Below are 16279 nucleotides of genomic sequence, written 5' to 3'. Positions count from 1 at the left end.
TGCCTTCCAAAATAGCATCAGGTGAGGTGCCGATAAATGATGAATGCACCGCCGTGGTTCAGACGATCACCTCGATCGCCTTTTGCGCTCCGACTCCAAACACCCGCTTGTAGCGTTCGATCTGGTCCTCCGGACCCATCGCCTTTTCAGGGTTGTCCGACAGTTTCACCGTCGGGCGGCCATTGGCGGATACCGCTTTGCAGACCAATGAGAACGGTGCCAGCGCGTCATTGGGGACGAGTCCGCGAAAATCGTTGGTCAGCAAGGTTCCCCAACCGAAGGAAATATTGGCGCGGCCCGCGAACTGGGCATGCAATTCCTGAATTTTCTCGACATCCAAACCGTCAGAGAAAATGATCCGTTTCCCTGTCGGGTCTTCGCCGCGTGCATTCCACCAGTCTATTGCGACCTCGGCCGCTGCTGCCGGGTCTCCGCTGTCGATGCGAATGCCGGTCCATCCCGCCAGCCAGTCAGGAGCATTGTCCAGAAACCCCTTGGTGCCATAGGTGTCGGGCAGGATGATGCGGAGGTTGCCGTCATGCTCGTCATGCCAGTCGCTGAGCACATCATAAGGCGCCTGCGCCAACGCTTCATCCGTATCGGCCAGCGCGGAATAGACCATGGGCAGTTCATGCGCATTGGTGCCGATCGCCTCGACCTCGCGTCGCATGGCGATCAGGCAGTTCGAAGTGCCGGTAAAGGATGCGCCCAGCCCTTCGATCATCGCCTGCACGCACCAATCCTGCCACAGGAAGGAATGCCGCCGTCTGGTGCCGAAATCCGCGATCCCAAGCCCGTTTATCGAGCTCAACTTTTCGATCTTTTCCCAAACCCGGGTCATCGCGCGGGCGTACAGGACCTGCAATTCGAACCGGCGCATATCGTTCAGCACCGCGCGCGAGCGCAGCTCCATCAACACCGCCAGCGCGGGAATTTCCCACAACATGACCTCGTGCCACTTGCCTTCAAAGGTCAGTTCAAATTGGTCACCTTTGCGTTCAAGGTGATAGGGCGGCAGGCGCAAATTCTCGAACCACTCCATGAAGTCAGAGCGGAACATCTGCCGTTTTCCATAGAACATGTTGCCGCGCAGCCAGGTGCTTTCCCCACGGCTGAGGCTGAGAGAGCGGATGTGATCTAGCTGTTCCCGCAGCTCTCCCTCATCGATCAAACGCGCCAGAGGTACGTGATTCGACCGGTTGATCAGCGAAAACACGACATCTGTTTGAGGCTTGTTTCGAAACACTGACTGGCACATCAGCAGTTTGTAGAAATCAGTATCGATCAAAGACCGTACAATCGGGTCAATCTTCCATTTGTGATTGTAGACGCGGGTCGCGATGTCGACCATGGGGAACTCCTGCGATTTCCGTAGTTAGATCAATCGACTCTGGAAATAGCAAGAGTCACTGATTTGGTGACAATGCCAGTTTGACGTCACAATACCGGCATATTGTGCATTGTTTTTACCGGTTAGTGAGAAGAGGGGATGGAAAGTCGAAACTGAGTTTGTGAATGGGTATCGAGTACGATTTTGATATTGTTAACGTAGCGCTGGAAGATCTGGACCCTGAAAAGCTGGGGTCTGCCTCTGATACGGAACGCCAGGTATGTGCTGTGTTCCGCGATATCAGAGCCGCGGACGCGTTGCGTGGAACATCGCCGAAAATCCGCAAGATTTTCATGGATGCCGGATTCAGCCTCGAGTCGCGCAACAGCGGCATCGTGCCTGGTGTGTTTCCAGCCGAAGATCAGGCGGATCGGGTGCGAATTCTGCGGTCGCTGTTTGAAAACATCAGGGCGCGTGGAATTCAGGGTGAATATTGCGGCGATTTCAACCTTTGGGATTTCCTGCACTACGTGCGAACGGCGCAGCCCATGGCGGGGATCGTACGCAGCCGGCCGATGCCCGTTCCGTCACCACCGTCAAGCCAGACCAACCCGGAACGTCGGACGATACCAGGGCGCATTGGGTTCGCGCTGGGTCTGGCGGTTGTTCTGTTCGTGATGATCAAGCTTTTGGCTGCCGCAGGGGCCACACCTTAGGTCAAAGCGACTCCGGCGTCCCGCATCGCCTGCTCGGCGGCTGCCAGCGAACCGTCCATGTCAATCGCGCGACAGGCACCCATGCGAACCGTGACGTCGAAACCCAACCTGGCGGCATCTACCGCAGAATAACGCACGCAGTAATCGGTGGCCAATCCCACAAGGGTCAAACGGTCGATGCCTCGTGTATCCAAATAGCCTTTAAGGCCTGTCGGTGTCTGGTGGTCATTCTCGAAGAACGCGGAATAGCTGTCGATGGCACTGCGGAATCCCTTGCGAAGGATCAGGTCGCCATCCGTGCGCAATTCGGGATGAAAACCGGCGCCGCGTGTGCCTTTCACGCAGTGGTCGGGCCACAGAACCTGTGGGCCATAGGGCATGTCGACCAGGTCGAACGGGTTTTTGCCATCGTGGGAACTGGCAAACGAAGAATGCCCCGCCGGATGCCAATCCTGAGTCAGGATCACGGCGTCGAATTCATCCATCATGGCGTTTATCGGTGCGACGATCTCGTCCCCTTCTGCCACGGCCAGTGCCCCACCTGGGCAGAAGTCGTTCTGGACATCGATCACGAGCAAAGCATGGGTCATGGCGGCCTCCTTTTACCGCTCTATCGGTAGGCGGCGGCGCGCGGGGCGTCAATGCAATCCCTTGCGACTCTGGGTCTGCAAAGGTAGATCGCGCGTATGTACACAATCGCTGCCCTCTATCACTTTACCCGTTTCGCGGATCCGGCCGCATTGCGCGACCCCTTGCTGGACCTGTGCCGTGCGCAGTCCGTCACAGGTACGCTGCTGCTTGCCCAGGAAGGGATCAACGGCACGATCGCCGGCCCGCGGGCCGGAATTGACGCTGTGCTGTCACATATCCGATCCTTGCCCGGTTGCGCTGATCTGGAGTGGAAAGAAGCGACCTCGGAGCATCCGCCTTTCGGCAAGATGAAGGTGCGGCTGAAGAAAGAGATCGTGACTATGGGCCAGCCCGACGTGGACCCGCGCGCCCGTGTCGGCAACTATGTCGACCCGCAGGAGTGGAATGACCTGATCCGCTCTGACGATGTGGTTTTGATCGACACGCGAAACGATTACGAAGTGGCAATCGGGACGTTTGAAGGCGCAATAGACCCTGAAACGGCCAGTTTCCGCGATTTCCCGGCATGGTGGGAACAGAACAAGGACCGCTTTCACAACAAGCGGGTCGCCATGTTCTGCACGGGCGGTATCCGTTGCGAGAAATCCACCAACTACCTGTTGGGGCAGGGGGTCGAAGATGTCTATCACCTCAAAGGCGGTATCCTGCGATATCTTGAGGAAATCCCCGCCGAAGACAGTTCCTGGCAGGGTGAATGCTTTGTGTTCGACAATCGCGTTTCAGTTGGCCACGGTCTTGTTGAAGGGCCGCACAAGCTTTGTCATGGCTGCCGTCGTCCAATCCTGCCCGAGGATATGAAGCGCCCGGAATACGAGCATGGCGTTTCATGCCATCAATGCATCAATGAGACGTCCGATGCTGACAAAATGCGCTTTCGCGAGCGGCAAAAGCAGATCCTGCTGGCGCGGGAACGGGATGAGGCGCATTTGCGGCAGGATTGAATTCGGGTTGCGGGCGATGCCTTTAGGTCGGATGATTGCCCGAAATCCGGATTGAGGGGGCGTTCATGCATCGCAAACCCACGACATTGGACGAATGGAAATCGACCCTGATTGCGGCACTGGGGCTGGTCCTTGCTAGCTTCCTGGCTTGGTATGGCCTGTCCCGCCTGAGCGAGGCGGCTGCGGGCGATACGATTGGCACAGTCGCCTCAATCGGGCTGTTGATCTGGCTGGTGTCACAGTCCTGGTATTACATGACACAGGTGAAATCGCCCCGCAGGCTTTTGTTTCTGATGGGTGTTTCGTTCATACAGGTTGTTCCATTCCTGTTCGCCGCAGTTTACGGGGCCTTTGGGTATAACGACCACTGTGTCATCGGTGCGCAGGGTCCGGGGGATATCCTGTATTTTTCCTATGTCACCTTCACCACAGTCGGATATGGCGACATGTCCCCGACCGGTCTGTGCCGTGGGCTCGCTGTGTCCGAGGCCGTAACGGGCTATATCCTGCTGGGGATGTTTGTTGCCGCAGCAGTTTCGCTTTATGCCCGCAACCACGATCCGGATAGACCCTAATTAGGGGCTATTTGTTGTGATCGATCCATCGCGACATCATTTTCTTGTCGCGGAAACACTCGGATGGGATCGGGCGGCGCTTGCTGCGTGAAATCCGCTCGGCAAACGCGACTTGTTTTCCCGTCGGGTAATTGTCGAACTGCGAGGTCCCGCGTGGTTTGTGGGCTGAAATCCAGTCAGACAAAAGCCGCCGGTCACGCTGTGCCTCAACCGGAATCTCAAGGGCTGACTTCTCGGCAATCGCACGCGCATACCGCATCTGCCGATCGGTGACCGGAAGCAGGTGATAGTCGTTGTTCAGCCCGTTCAAGGCTGTGGGGCGTGTTTGCTGGGCCATCGGTTTGTCCTCTGACTATGCAGAACATAAATAGAACATTAACCGAAAATTTCAAGGTTTACGGGGTTCGACAGGCGTAAAGCCGCCCCTTCGATGATTTTATTGACTGGTCAATCAATAACCGATAGGCCGATTTTCGACTGACCATTTGTCCCGTCCTGACGGGTGCGAAAGAAAAGGACACGGTATGAAGTTTCAGCCCCGGGCCAGCCATTTCATTGACGGCGAATATGTCGAAGATACAAACGGCGCGGCCATCGAAGTGATCTATCCCGCTACAGGCGAAGTGATTGCACGGTTGCATTCAGCGACGCCGGCGATCGTGGAACAGGCTCTAAACAGTGCAAAAAACGCTCAGGCAGCATGGGCGGCCCTGTCCGGGACGGAACGTGGCCGCATCCTGCGCCGCGCCTCTGATATCATGCGCGAACGCAATTACGACCTGTCCGTTCTGGAAACCCATGATACCGGCAAGCCGATTCAGGAAACCACAGTGGCCGATGCCACCTCGGGGGCCGATGCGCTGGAGTATTTTGGTGGATTGGCAGCCTCTCTGACTGGCGAGCATATTCCGCTGGGCGGGGGGGATTTCGTCTATACCATCCGCGAGGCGCTGGGCGTGTGCGTCGGGATCGGCGCCTGGAATTACCCCACGCAGATCGCCTGCTGGAAAGGTGCACCTGCACTGGCTTGCGGCAACACGATGGTATTCAAACCTTCGGAAACCACGCCCCTTTCAGCATTGAAAGTGGCCGAAATTCTTGTCGAGGCCGGCGCACCCAAGGGTGTCTACAACGTGATCCAGGGTTACGGTGATGTCGGTGCTTCGCTGGTCTCTGATCCGCGCGTGGCCAAGGTCTCTTTGACAGGTTCTGTGCCGACGGGCCGCAAGGTCTATGCTGCTGCGGCGGATGGCATGAAGCATGTGACCATGGAACTTGGCGGCAAATCCCCGATGATCGTCTTTGACGATGCCGACATCGAAAACGCTGTATCAGGTGCGATACTGGGCAATTTCTACTCTTCGGGCCAGGTTTGTTCCAACGGCACCCGCGTCTTCGTTCAGAAAGGTATCAAAGAGGCATTCCTGAAACGTCTGTCGGAACGTCTGGCGCACGCGAAAACCGGCGATCCAATGGACGAGGACGTCAGCTTTGGCCCGATGGTCAGCGAGAACCAGATGAACATCACCCTGGGCTATATCGAAAAGGGCAAAGCCGAAGGCGCAAGATTGGTTTATGGCGGTGAACGGATCGAAAGAGACGGCTATTTTGTGCAGCCTACGGTTTTTGCTGACGTCACGGACAACATGACCATCGCGCGCGAGGAAATCTTTGGCCCCGTCATGTCGGTGCTGGATTTCGAGACCGAGGAAGAGGTGATGGCCCGCGCCAATGACACCGAGTTCGGTCTGGCCGCAGGTGTCTTCACGAATGATCTGACCCGGGCGCATCGAATCGTGGCCGGATTCGAAGCTGGCACTTGCTATATCAACACCTACAACCTTGCCCCGGTCGAAGCGCCGTTTGGCGGATCGAAAATGTCCGGTGTCGGGCGCGAGAACTCGAAACTGGCGATCAACCATTTCTCGGAGATGAAAACCGTCTATGTCTCGATGAATGATGTTGAGGCACCGTACTGAATCAAGGACGGTTGTCCGCTGTTTTTGACATCTCAGCTCCCGGTGCCCGGCACCGGGAGCTGAAGAAACGCCAGCCAGTGGCGTGCAATACCGCACTGGCAATACCGATGCCTGTCAGCGTGCCGGAAAAGGCGGGCTTGCAGAATTTGTGTCCAAAAACGTTGCCATCCCAAGCCGGTTGGCCAGCAGGTTTGATGAGGAGACACGTCCGCGATTTCTCTGACCACTGAACTCATTGAAGGCGCGGAACTCTTACCGCCGTATTTCGGATGGGGCGTTTCGTTTTCACGCATCTGCCGCCAATGCCACAGCATTGGTTGCTTTACGGGCGGTCAGCCGTCGTGACCTTTTTGGTTGAGGAACGCGGCTTGAAGTTCGGCGGCCTGTTCTTCGGCGTCAAACCCGGAGCACAACATCCTTGAAAGCAGTTGGAGCCCTGTTTGCATCCCGCCTGATCGGGCGTTCTGATTGGATCCGCTTTGAAGCAACGGCGCCGGGTTGCCAGCGGTTGAAACCCATCGCAGGGTATACCGGGACCGGCGTTCACTTTGCCGGGTGCGGCCGGAACAGTCGCGATATACGTCATTTTACCCCAACTGCGTTCAACATCTCGTCGATCCGCTGGCGGGCCGACTGGCTGTCCTTCAACAAGTTTTCCGCATCTGCCAGCGGTTTTTCCGCCAACCGTTCCGGCAGGTCAGACAAGGCTTGGGTCGTTTGGTTCAATGCCGCGTATTTCCCGCCCGCAGGTTCCAACCTTTCATCCGATACTCCGGCCAGCCAGAAGTACCGGTTTGCCGCTTCGTTTTGTTCGAGATCTCGGAGCATATCGCCGGCGGCTGCAAATTCTTCTGTTGAAACCATCGCCTGCGCGCGCAAGGCGATCGCCTCTTCGGAATTGTCATCAGCCAGCTCCAGCAGGGCTTGATGAGGACGCCCCGACAGCAAAGCGGCCCGAGCCCGCAACCGAGCCCGATCCGAGCGCCGAGACTGATCTTCCGGTCTGTTCGCCAGCGCGAATGTCTGCTGAGCAAAGCCCAGATCAGCAAGACGGCTTGCCAATGCAATTGCAGTATCGGTTGTCAGCACTGCCGTCATGTCCGGCTGCATTACCTCCATCGTCTGGCGTAGAAAGGTTGCGTCATCCGATCTTTCGGCAAGCAATTGCAGGTGCCGATTGATCGCGCCGTCACTATCGGGCCCGGGTGGCTGCGCTTTGATCACGTCAAATGCGCGGTCGAATTCCTGGCTCAGGCTCAGAGCGATCGCATAGGTGCGGTTCATCACCGGGCCCAGCTCCGATCGTCTGAACTCGACCGCATAAGATGCCGCCAGATCAAGCTCCTGAGAAGAAACAGCTTTGCGTTCAGACCAACGTTTTTCCACCAGGCGCGCCAAAGCCAGCGGAGATTCAGTGGCGGCGTCGGTAGAGGTTATAACCTCGGTCAACAACTCTTCTTCACGGTCACTGTCCCCTTCCGCCTTGGCAACGCTGGCTTTGGCCTGAGCGAAACGGGATGTCGTTTCCGGTTCAATCCGGTCAACCGAACGAAGGATTCTGCGGGCAGCCTCCAGTTGTTGTGCGCTCACCAGTATTTCTGATAACCGCGGCCCCAGCTGGCGGCGAAGATGATCCGGCAGTCTTGAATACGCGTTTTCGATTGCTTCCACGTTTGCGTCAGGTGCCAGTTCCCCTTCGGACAACACAGCCCAAAGCGCGGCATCGCTGTCACATCGTTGCAGGTCGTTGAATGGATTCCTGGGCAGCGGCGGCCGGTTATCTACAACCCGCGCAATTGCCGCAACGGGCTCGAAGCCCTTTGGCGGCGTCTCCAACAGCCTCAAGACACTCAACGCTTCGGCTCCGAAACCGAAAGAGGCGTAGAGCCTGGCCAAGTTCATGGCCTTTTCGCCGTCAAGTTTGTCAAACTCTTTGTACAGCCCAGAGCGGAGAGCTGATACCTGATCCGGAAAAGGCGTGTCCCCTGACCAGGCCGCAAAATTCAGCTCAGCAGTCGAGATGCAGGCCGGTCTGTGGTCAATTGGTTGCAGTTCTACGTTCAAAACATTCTGCAAATCGTCCAGAACCGTGGTCAGACGTACGTTCGAACGCAATCGGGGCGGCACAACGCTTGTACCGGACGGGGCGGTATTGCGTGGCCCGACAGGAGCAAGCTTCAAATCCAGCAACTTGCGATCGGTCCCTTGCAGAAGACGAGTGGACAGCTGGTCTTTTATCCCCTGCTCAGTCATGGTGAGGAGCGGAAGATGCAACCCTGTCTCAACCGATGGCGGTTTGCCTTCGGCCGTTTTTCCGATCAAGGGTGGCGGTACATTCTCAAGAAGCGGCGGCAACAATTCCCCTGGCGCGATGTCCAGTACGATCATCGAGTTTCTGTACAGAAACGCCGACGCCACGCAGTCGCACCCGAACTCCAGCTCCAAAGCGCTGCCGGGGTTTTCCTGCGACAATGAGGCCAGGCGGTTCGTGGTCAAACGCCCAAAAACCGAGCTGGTTTTGAATGTGACATCGTCCAGGGCAATGGTAAGGCTGGCGCCGTTCTTCCGTTGCGCCAGCACCCAGCGGGTGTCCGGTGGCACGTCGAAAACCAGACGTGTGAATCCGTCATGCTCACCGGATCGCACCACCACGTCCTGTGCAGTCACGGCAGATGCAGCCATGACCAAAACCGCAATCAGAAACCCGATGCGCTTCATGCCGCAGCCTGCTTGAGCTCTTTCAATGCGTCTTCCAGCTCGGAAAAGCCCGGGCGGTTATGGGTTGGGGTGTTCTGGCGTCCGACTTCAATGCACATGGCGGCATTGTGGTTGTGCAGGTTGGCCACCAGTACTTCTTTGATCAGCTGATAAAAGTGGTTGTCTTCTTCAACCACGGCTTTCAGTTTGCCTGCGAAGGGGCCGACCAGACCATAGGCCAGAAAAACGCCCAGGAACGTGCCTACCAGGGCACCCCCAATCAGCTTCCCCAGCACTTCGGGCGGCTGATCGATTGATCCCATCGTCTTGATCACGCCCAGAACCGCAGCAACGATCCCCAGCGCGGGCAGGCCGTCTGCTACTGTTTGAAGCGCATGGCTTGAGTGCATGGCGTGATGAAAATTCGCCTCCATGCGCTTCTCCAGAACCTCTTCAACCTGATGCGGATCGTCATAATTCATCGCCGCCGACCGCATGGTGTCACAAATCAGGTCGACGGCCTCCTTGTCTGATTGGATCTTGGGGTATGCGGAAAACAAGCTGGAGTTTTCGGGGTCTTCTATATGCTGCTCGACCTCAACAGGGTTGGCGCGGGCAATGCGGATCAACGAAAACAGAAGGCACAGAAGGTCACGATAGTCTTCGGGCTTCCATTTCGGGCCCTTGAAAACCTTGGCCATGTCTTTGATCGTATGTTTCACGCCGCCCATGTCATTGCTGATCAGAAAGGCTCCTACGGCGGCACCACCGATCATCATCATTTCGAAGGGAAGAGATTTCATGATGATGGTCATCTTGCCACCTGCCGCGAGATAGCCGCCGAAGACCATTACGAAGATGACAACAATTCCAACAATTCCAATCATTTGAGATCTCCAGATGAGTTCTGTGCGATACCGGGCAACACGGGGGACTACTCCTGTGGGGCCGAGGCGTTGCGTCCGGCCATGACAACGCTGATCGTATAGGCCGCTTCGGGGCTCAGGCCCGCCAGTACGCCAGCCGCTGCGTCTGCCGGCATGCGGGACAGGAACCCTGCGGCAAAGGTCGGGTCCATAGTTTCAAACAACGCGGCTGCGTCCTTGGGTTTCATGTTCTGGTAAACATCCGTCAGGCGCGCCAGATCGTTCTCTGCCGCCTTGTCCGCAACCGCCAACGTGGCACGCAGGGCATCTTCTGCTTCCTTCAGGGCCGTCAGACGCGTTTCAACGGCCTGGGTTGCGATCTCCAGTGCTTTTTCCTGATCGCGCAATTCAGCCTCTCGCTGTTTGACGCGTTCCTCCCGGCGTAAAAGTTCTGCTAGCACAACCTGAACATCGCGTGTTTCGGACGCGGCGGGCTTGTTTTCCACGGCTTCGGGTGTCGCCGGTTTGGCGAGCGCGGGTCCTGCCTCCAAGCCAACGCGAATGGCTGCCGAGCCGATCATCAGCAATGAGATGACAGCAAGCACACCGCCGCGCGGACGTGTATCGTGTTTGGCGTTGCGCGCAAGGCTCATGCCTGCGCCCCGTTCTGTTTGCGGTCATGGCGGAAGAACATCAGGCCCTCTGGCGCCTTGGGTTGCTCTTCACGCGCACCAGTTTCGGCCGGTTCCGCTGCTTTCTCGTGCTTGGTGCCCTGTTCCTCTTCAGGCTGGGGCTCGTCTTGGACAGGCTTTGCCGTTTCCGGGGCGGCAGTTTCTTCTTCGGGGATGACATCATGCAGAGATGCCATCATCAGCTCCAGGTGCTGAGCCACGGTCTCAGCCCTTTGCGTCAGCGCCTTCAGCTGATCCCCCGATTGATCCGAGGCATTTCGCGCGCTGTCCAGGGATTTCTTCAGCTCTTCTGCCTGGGTCGACAACACGGCCACCGCGCCACCGACGCCTTTTTCAAGATCGGTGAACCGCCTGAGGCGGCGCGACAGCACAAAACAATAAAGACCCGCGCCCAACGCACCGGCGACCAGCAAAATATCCGCAATCAGCTCCAATTCCGCCTCCTAATTCAGTACAAATTCCATCACCAGCACATCGCGAACGCGCCCTTCGCCAACAACAATTCCAATGCGTCGCAGCAGGTGACCTCGGATGCGCGTCAATGCCAGCGAATCCTCCAGGTCCTTCAATTCAACGGCTCGCAGGTATCCGTTCAGGACATCCATGATTCGTGGCTGCATTTTTTTCACATCAGCTATGTACGGCGCGTTAACTTCGAGCTGAGCGTGGAACTTCAAATGTCGCGAATTGCCGGAATTCACCGATACAACAACCGGCGGCAGATCAATGAACCCCACATCCGCCAGCGCTTTGGCAGGTTCCTCTTTCGCCTCGTCCTTGCCGGCCTCAACCGCGGCCTTGCCACCCAGCGGAATCAATCCGGATGACGTCAGGAAATACCCGCCCGCAGCGCCGGCGATGGCAAGAAGCATCCCGATCAGCATTCCCTTTTTCCCTTTTTTCCCGGTGGGTTCCGCCAGTTCGTCGGTTGCGTCGGTCATGACGTCCTCATTCATCAGTTCCGACCCCGTCATAACCGCGCAGGGACTAACCGATTGTTAAGAGCAATCGTCCAAACAGAGGGTGCGTCGGGCAGAATGCCGGCGAGTCGGAGGTGAGCGTGCAGCAGATTGGAACTGTCTGGGCTAATTTGGACAGGCGTAAACAAATCATCGTCGCCGGTGCGGTTGCGCTGGTGTTTCTGGGAATCCTTGGCATGTCGCGCCTCGTGACGGCTCCGTCCATGACGCTGCTTTATGCGGGTCTGGAAAGCGGTGCCGCCGGGGAAATAGTACGCGCGCTGGACCAGCGCGGCGTCACATATGAAATCCGGGGCGGATCGATCTACGTATCCGGCGCGCAGCGCGACGAGCTGCGAATGACCCTGGCCAGCGAAGGCCTGTCCGCAAACGGCAACAAAGGGTACGAACTGCTTGATTCGCTAAGCGGGTTTGGCACCACCTCTCAGATGTTCGATGCTGCCTATTGGCGCGCGAAAGAGGGTGAACTGGCGCGGACGATTGTCGGAAGCCCGCATATAAGTCAGGCGCGCGTCCATATTGCCAACGGGACGGCAAACCCGTTTCAGCGCAGCGTGTCGCCAACGGCTTCGGTTTACCTCGTGCCATCCGGGACCGAAATTACCGGGGATCAGGCCAAGGCCATCCGGTTCCTTGTTGCCTCGGCCGTCAGCGGCCTGACGCCCGAGAACGTTACGGTGGTTGATTCGCACGGGGCCGTGATTGGCGGGCAGGATACCGCAGCGCCTGCGGACACTGCGGACGACAAGTCGCGCCAGTTGCGGGAACGTGTTCTGCGTCTGGTCGAGGCGCGTGTCGGTACAGGCAATGCCGTGGTCGAGGTCAGTGTGGACACCGAAACCAAGACGGAATCCATTCGCGAGCGGCGCTTTGACCCCAAAGGCCGCGTGGCGATCAGCACGGATGTCGAAGAACGTTCGGACAGCGCCCGAAACCAGTCATCGGATGTCACCGTGGCGTCGAACCTGCCGGATGGCGATGCGGCGGGCGGGGACGAATCGAACTCGACGGCTACCCAGACTCGTGAGCGGGTGAACTACGAAGTCTCCGAGACTGAGTTGGAAGTTCATAAGGCCCCCGGCGCGATCAAGCGCCTGACGGTTGCAGTTCTGGTCAATGGGAAAAGATCAGTGGACGCCTCTGGTGCCGAAGTCTTCACGCCCTTGCCCCAGGAAGAGCTGGCCGCTCTGGAAGAGCTCGTGGCGTCGGCAGTCGGGTACGATGCGGCGCGCGGGGACGTTATTACACTGAAATCCATGGATTTACCGTCGGTCGAACCGCAGGGCACTCTGGTTTCGTCGTCGCTCTGGCAGAACATCCATCTGGACGTCATGTCCTTGATACAGATGGCCGTGCTGGCTTTGGTTTCGCTCGTGCTGGCCCTGTTCGTGATCCGCCCGATCCTGACGAATGCGACACCGACACCGGCGCTGCTGGCGGCGGCAGGAGGGGCGGATTCGGATACCCTGGCACTGACAGGTGAAATCGCTCCGGAGGAACCGGCAGAGCTCTCGACCCTGCCGGCAGAGCGTGGTGTTCCGGCTCTCGGCTCGAACGCCACGGAGGATCCTGTCGACCGGCTGCGCGCCATGATCGGTGACAAGCAGGAAGAAACTGTCGAGATCCTGCGCAGTTGGCTTGAAGAAGGTGAGGAGCGGGTGTGATGTCGATTGCCCATCTTCTTGAGGATTTCACCACCCAGACCGGTACGGGGCCTGTTCTGATCTTGAATGAGGACACGCTGGAAGAACAACGGCTCGCTGCCTTCGAAGACGGGTATGGGGCCGGTTGGGAAGATGCCTCGCGGGCGCAGGAGCAAAGCCGCGGCCAGATTTCGGCTGAATTGGCAAGGTCGCTTGAGGATATGTCTTTCACCTATCACGAAGCCATCGCCCGCATGACCCTGTCGTTGGAGCCCATGTTCACCAGCCTGGTTCAGACCGTACTGCCTGAGATGGCCGAGCGCGGCCTTGCAGCCCGCATCGTGGAGCAACTCTGTGAAATGGCGCGTTCGCGGATAGAGCAGCCGATGCAGATTTTGGTGCCGCCGGGTTGTGCCGGGAGTGTCGCAGCGCTGTTGCCGCAAGATCTGCATTCCACTCCTCAGGTGATCGAACGCTCTGAACTGGAGCCGGGTCAGGCCCGCCTTCAGGTCGGCACGAGCCGACGTGAGGTTGATTGCACCGCTTTGCTCGCCGCCATCGAGCAGACCTTTGACGCTTATGTCTTTGAGACAAGAGAGGCTTTGTCCAATGAATGACACCCAGATCCCGAAATCTGAAAAACCCAACCCCTTCGACTCGGTCCCGATTGAAGTGACCGTTTCCGTTGGTCGTGCGCGCCCATTGATCAAGGACCTGTTGAACATGGGAGAGAATGCCGTGCTGACTCTGGACAAACGGATCGAAGACCCGGTTGACCTCTATGTTGGGGATCAGTTGGTGGCGCGCGGGCTGTTGGAAGAAATGGAAGGCGATCAGGCAGGGCAGCTTGCAGTGCGCTTGACCGAGATTGCGGATTTGCACAACGGAATCGGTTGATGCGCTATGTAATCTGCCTGGCTTTGGTGGCCGTGTTGACGCCCTCACTGGCCGCTGCCCAGGATTTGACCTTGTCCTTGGGCGAGGGCGGGTCGATTTCCGCCCGGACGATCCAGCTGATTCTGCTGATCACAGTACTGAGCATCGCTCCGGGGCTGGCGATCATGATCACCTGCTTTCCCTTCCTGATCACCGTTCTGTCGATCCTGCGGCAAGGGATTGGCCTGCAACAATCTCCGCCCAATATGCTGTTGGTCAGCCTGGCGTTGTTCCTGACCTATTTCATCATGGACCCGGTGTTTTCAGAAGCATGGGCGACAGGGATACGACCGATGATGGAAGAGACGATGGAAGTGGAACCAGCGCTGGAGCGCGCGTTGGAGCCGTTCCGGGCCTTCATGGCGGCCCGACTGGATGCGGACACGTTCTATGCCATGGCGGCTTTGCGCCCCGGTGGTGAGGCTATGGAGTTGTCCGCACAAGCGCCATTGTCGGTCTTGATGCCGTCCTTCATGCTGTCGGAAATCGCACGGGCGTTTCAGATCGGGTTTCTGATTTTCCTGCCATTTCTGATCATCGATCTTGTCGTGGCTGCTGTATTGATGTCGATGGGCATGATGATGGTGCCTCCGGCCATCGTATCCTTGCCATTCAAGCTGGCGTTTTTCGTGATCGCCGATGGGTGGGATTTGATTGCAGGCGCTTTGGTGCGCAGTTACATGCCGTGACCTCGACACGTAGCCGCGGCGCGCCGAAAAAACAGGTGGTCAGACGCCTCTGTTCCACTGTTGTCAAAGGCGTAATTCAATGTCCGGCCGCAAGTGAAACGGATCAACCCGTATTTTTCAGGTCCTTGATCAACTGGTCCAGGTTGCCTTTGCGGGCATCCAGCATCGCGCCGATTTCGGTGCGTTCGGTCAACAACAAATTAACGCCTTCGATGAACATGTTGTAGAATTTTTCACGCCCAGACTTGTCCGAAACGAGGAACGTTACATCAAACGGCGCCGAGCCGCGCAGCTTGACCATTGTGCGTACTTCATATCCGGCCTTGATCTTGCGGGCATTGCGCACGTTGACCTCACCGCCAATGAACTCGCGGAAGCGGCGACCATATTTGCGGGAAATATAGCCCTGAAACGCCTTGGTGAATTGCTTCAACTGGGATGGGGTGGCCGTGCGGGCATCGGCACCGAGGGCATAACGCGCCATGATCGGGACGTCGGCATATTGCACAAAGATCTTCTCGAAATCACGCAGCATCGCATTCTCTGACTTGCCCGATGCGATAACCCTGTTGATGTCGTTGACCACACTGTTGACCAGTGCCTTGGCTGATGCCTCGGTCTGGGCAAATGCGGATTTGGGCAGGACCGCCAAGGCCAGACCAGCTGCGACAAAGCTACGGCGGTTCAACTCGTTATTCAGCATAGGGGTCCTCGTATGGGTCTAAATAGGGGTCCCTGACCGGGTCTGTACCGGTTTCGGCATAGGGGTCGGAATACAAATCCAGATAGGCGTCTTCGTCATCTCTTGCCAGTTCGAAGCGGCGGTTTTGCAGATAGATCAGGCGGGCCTGCGCGTAACTGTCTGCGCTTTCATACAGAATCGAGTCCACGGTATCCGAGAACCGCCCACGATCGCCCATGCGGCGAACGACTTCGGCATAGACGCCCAGATTGTCAGCGGGCCGGACCGGGGTAAAATTGATCGGATTCGAGAACAGGTTGATCACGACCCCGATGGCATCCCTTTGGGTCGACGGGCCATAGAAAGGCAGTTCAACATAAGCCCCTTCACCGACCCCCCAGACATGCAGGGTCTCACCGAAATCAGTATCGACGGGCGGCAGGTTCAGCTCATCTGCGGGCGCGGACAGGCCAAAGCCGCCCACGGTCATGTTGATCACAAAGCGCAGCAGCGCATTGCCCATCTGTTTCGGGTTGCCCTGAAGCAGGTAGTCGACCGCTTGTCCGGGCAGCGAGATGTTTTCGGCGAATGTGCTGAAACTGGTGACCATGGGATCAGGAACGATCTTCACGTACCCTTTCGACGCAGGTCGAAACAGAAACCGGTCAACGCCCAGATTGAACTTGTGAATTCCCCGGTTCGTGTTTTCGTAAGGGTCAAACACGTCGCTGCGTGAGGCGCCCTCGGGCGGTGTCGTTGCACAGGCGGACAGAATGGCCATGAGCGACAGGACAACCAGGTGTTTCAGGCGAAATCTGCTCGACACGATCTTTGCTTCTCCCAAATGCCCGGCATACGTTCTGTCGGGCAAACAATCACAATTCACCAATACTTACTCGCCG

General features: G+C 57.5%; 19 protein-coding genes. 9 read left to right on the top strand and 10 right to left on the bottom strand.

The genetic code is table 11. From position 1 onward, the window contains the following. Positions 1–58 precede the first annotated feature (58 nt). Positions 59–1351: a nicotinate phosphoribosyltransferase gene (gene pncB, locus GOW31_RS18320; RefSeq protein WP_152459437.1), complete on the bottom strand. Its 1293-nt coding sequence runs from the start codon at positions 1349–1351 to the stop codon at positions 59–61. Positions 1352–1515: 164 nt separating this feature from the next. Here pncB and GOW31_RS18315 point away from each other — a divergent pair, with 164 nt between their 5' ends. Beyond that, positions 1516–2046: a hypothetical protein gene (locus GOW31_RS18315; RefSeq protein WP_171117089.1), complete on the top strand. Its 531-nt coding sequence runs from the start codon at positions 1516–1518 to the stop codon at positions 2044–2046. Here GOW31_RS18315 and pncA read toward each other — a convergent pair. Next, positions 2043–2636 (bottom strand): bifunctional nicotinamidase/pyrazinamidase, encoded by a 594-nt coding sequence (gene pncA / locus GOW31_RS18310; RefSeq protein WP_171172068.1) that lies wholly within the window; start codon positions 2634–2636, stop codon positions 2043–2045. The genes GOW31_RS18315 and pncA overlap by 4 nt on opposite strands. Before the next feature lie 96 nt (positions 2637–2732). Here pncA and GOW31_RS18305 point away from each other — a divergent pair, with 96 nt between their 5' ends. Both GOW31_RS18305 and GOW31_RS18300 read left to right on the top strand, forming a co-directional pair. Further along, positions 2733–3638 (top strand): rhodanese-related sulfurtransferase, encoded by a 906-nt coding sequence (locus GOW31_RS18305; protein ID WP_171172066.1) that lies wholly within the window; start codon positions 2733–2735, stop codon positions 3636–3638. Positions 3639–3703: 65 nt separating this feature from the next. After that, positions 3704–4213 (top strand): potassium channel family protein, encoded by a 510-nt coding sequence (locus GOW31_RS18300; RefSeq protein ID WP_171172063.1) that lies wholly within the window; start codon positions 3704–3706, stop codon positions 4211–4213. Positions 4214–4220: 7 nt separating this feature from the next. Here the strand turns inward: GOW31_RS18300 and GOW31_RS18295 are convergent, their stop codons facing one another. Further along, a complete protein-coding gene (locus GOW31_RS18295) occupies positions 4221–4550 on the bottom strand; it encodes a hypothetical protein (RefSeq protein WP_171172061.1) in 330 nt (109 codons plus the stop codon). 187 nt (positions 4551–4737) lie between these two features. On the opposite strand from GOW31_RS18295, the gene betB reads away from it, so the two are divergent. Further along, a complete protein-coding gene (betB, locus tag GOW31_RS18290) occupies positions 4738–6192 on the top strand; it encodes a betaine-aldehyde dehydrogenase (RefSeq protein ID WP_171172059.1) in 1455 nt (484 codons plus the stop codon). 269 nt (positions 6193–6461) lie between these two features. Continuing rightward, positions 6462–6614, top strand: a complete 153-nt coding sequence (locus tag GOW31_RS18285) for a hypothetical protein (RefSeq protein WP_171172057.1) — start codon at positions 6462–6464, stop codon at positions 6612–6614. 160 nt (positions 6615–6774) lie between these two features. Here GOW31_RS18285 and GOW31_RS18280 read toward each other — a convergent pair whose 3' ends face one another. From GOW31_RS18280 to fliL, 5 genes are read right to left on the bottom strand one after another with little or no spacing between them, the layout of a single operon-like run. Further along, positions 6775–8910, bottom strand: coding sequence for a hypothetical protein (locus tag GOW31_RS18280; RefSeq protein WP_171172055.1), 2136 nt, complete (start codon positions 8908–8910; stop codon positions 6775–6777). Further along, complete coding sequence (gene motA, locus GOW31_RS18275) at positions 8907–9776, bottom strand: flagellar motor stator protein MotA (protein WP_152459429.1); 870 nt, start codon at positions 9774–9776, stop codon at positions 8907–8909. Before motA ends, GOW31_RS18280 begins: the two co-directional genes overlap by 4 nt. Before the next feature lie 47 nt (positions 9777–9823). Further along, complete coding sequence (locus tag GOW31_RS18270; protein ID WP_171172053.1) at positions 9824–10408, bottom strand: MotE family protein; 585 nt, start codon at positions 10406–10408, stop codon at positions 9824–9826. After that, positions 10405–10881, bottom strand: a complete 477-nt coding sequence (locus GOW31_RS18265) for a hypothetical protein (RefSeq protein ID WP_171117105.1) — start codon at positions 10879–10881, stop codon at positions 10405–10407. The genes GOW31_RS18270 and GOW31_RS18265 overlap by 4 nt, the downstream gene beginning before the upstream one ends. Positions 10882–10890: 9 nt before the next feature. Continuing rightward, positions 10891–11388, bottom strand: coding sequence for a flagellar basal body-associated protein FliL (gene fliL / locus GOW31_RS18260; protein WP_171117108.1), 498 nt, complete (start codon positions 11386–11388; stop codon positions 10891–10893). Between the two features lie 119 nt (positions 11389–11507). Here fliL and fliF point away from each other — a divergent pair, with 119 nt between their 5' ends. Genes fliF through fliP form a run of 4 tightly spaced genes read left to right on the top strand, consistent with a single transcriptional unit; the run spans position 11508 to position 14695 of the window. Continuing rightward, positions 11508–13091, top strand: a complete 1584-nt coding sequence (gene fliF, locus GOW31_RS18255; protein WP_171172051.1) for a flagellar basal-body MS-ring/collar protein FliF — start codon at positions 11508–11510, stop codon at positions 13089–13091. Then, positions 13091–13687 (top strand): ABC transporter ATP-binding protein, encoded by a 597-nt coding sequence (locus GOW31_RS18250; RefSeq protein WP_171172049.1) that lies wholly within the window; start codon positions 13091–13093, stop codon positions 13685–13687. Before fliF ends, GOW31_RS18250 begins: the two co-directional genes overlap by 1 nt. Beyond that, a complete protein-coding gene (locus tag GOW31_RS18245) occupies positions 13680–13967 on the top strand; it encodes a FliM/FliN family flagellar motor C-terminal domain-containing protein (protein WP_152459423.1) in 288 nt (95 codons plus the stop codon). Before GOW31_RS18250 ends, GOW31_RS18245 begins: the two co-directional genes overlap by 8 nt. Beyond that, the gene (gene fliP / locus GOW31_RS18240) at positions 13967–14695 is read left to right on the top strand and encodes a flagellar type III secretion system pore protein FliP (RefSeq protein ID WP_171172047.1); all 729 of its coding nucleotides are present in this window, start codon (positions 13967–13969) and stop codon (positions 14693–14695) included. The genes GOW31_RS18245 and fliP overlap by 1 nt, the downstream gene beginning before the upstream one ends. A gap of 103 nt (positions 14696–14798) precedes the next feature. Here the strand turns inward: fliP and GOW31_RS18235 are convergent, their stop codons facing one another. Further along, positions 14799–15398: a phospholipid-binding protein MlaC gene (locus GOW31_RS18235; RefSeq protein WP_171117117.1), complete on the bottom strand. Its 600-nt coding sequence runs from the start codon at positions 15396–15398 to the stop codon at positions 14799–14801. Then, entirely contained in the window at positions 15388–16158 is a 771-nt protein-coding gene (locus tag GOW31_RS18230) for a VacJ family lipoprotein (protein WP_171117280.1), read from the bottom strand. The genes GOW31_RS18235 and GOW31_RS18230 overlap by 11 nt, the downstream gene beginning before the upstream one ends. Positions 16159–16279 lie beyond the last annotated feature (121 nt).

The organism is Ruegeria sp. HKCCA0370 (assembly GCF_013033705.1).
Taxonomy (GTDB): Bacteria; Pseudomonadota; Alphaproteobacteria; order Rhodobacterales; family Rhodobacteraceae; genus Ruegeria.
The sequence above is the reverse complement of the archived record's forward strand: the minus strand, read 5'-3'. Positions and strand labels throughout refer to the sequence as shown.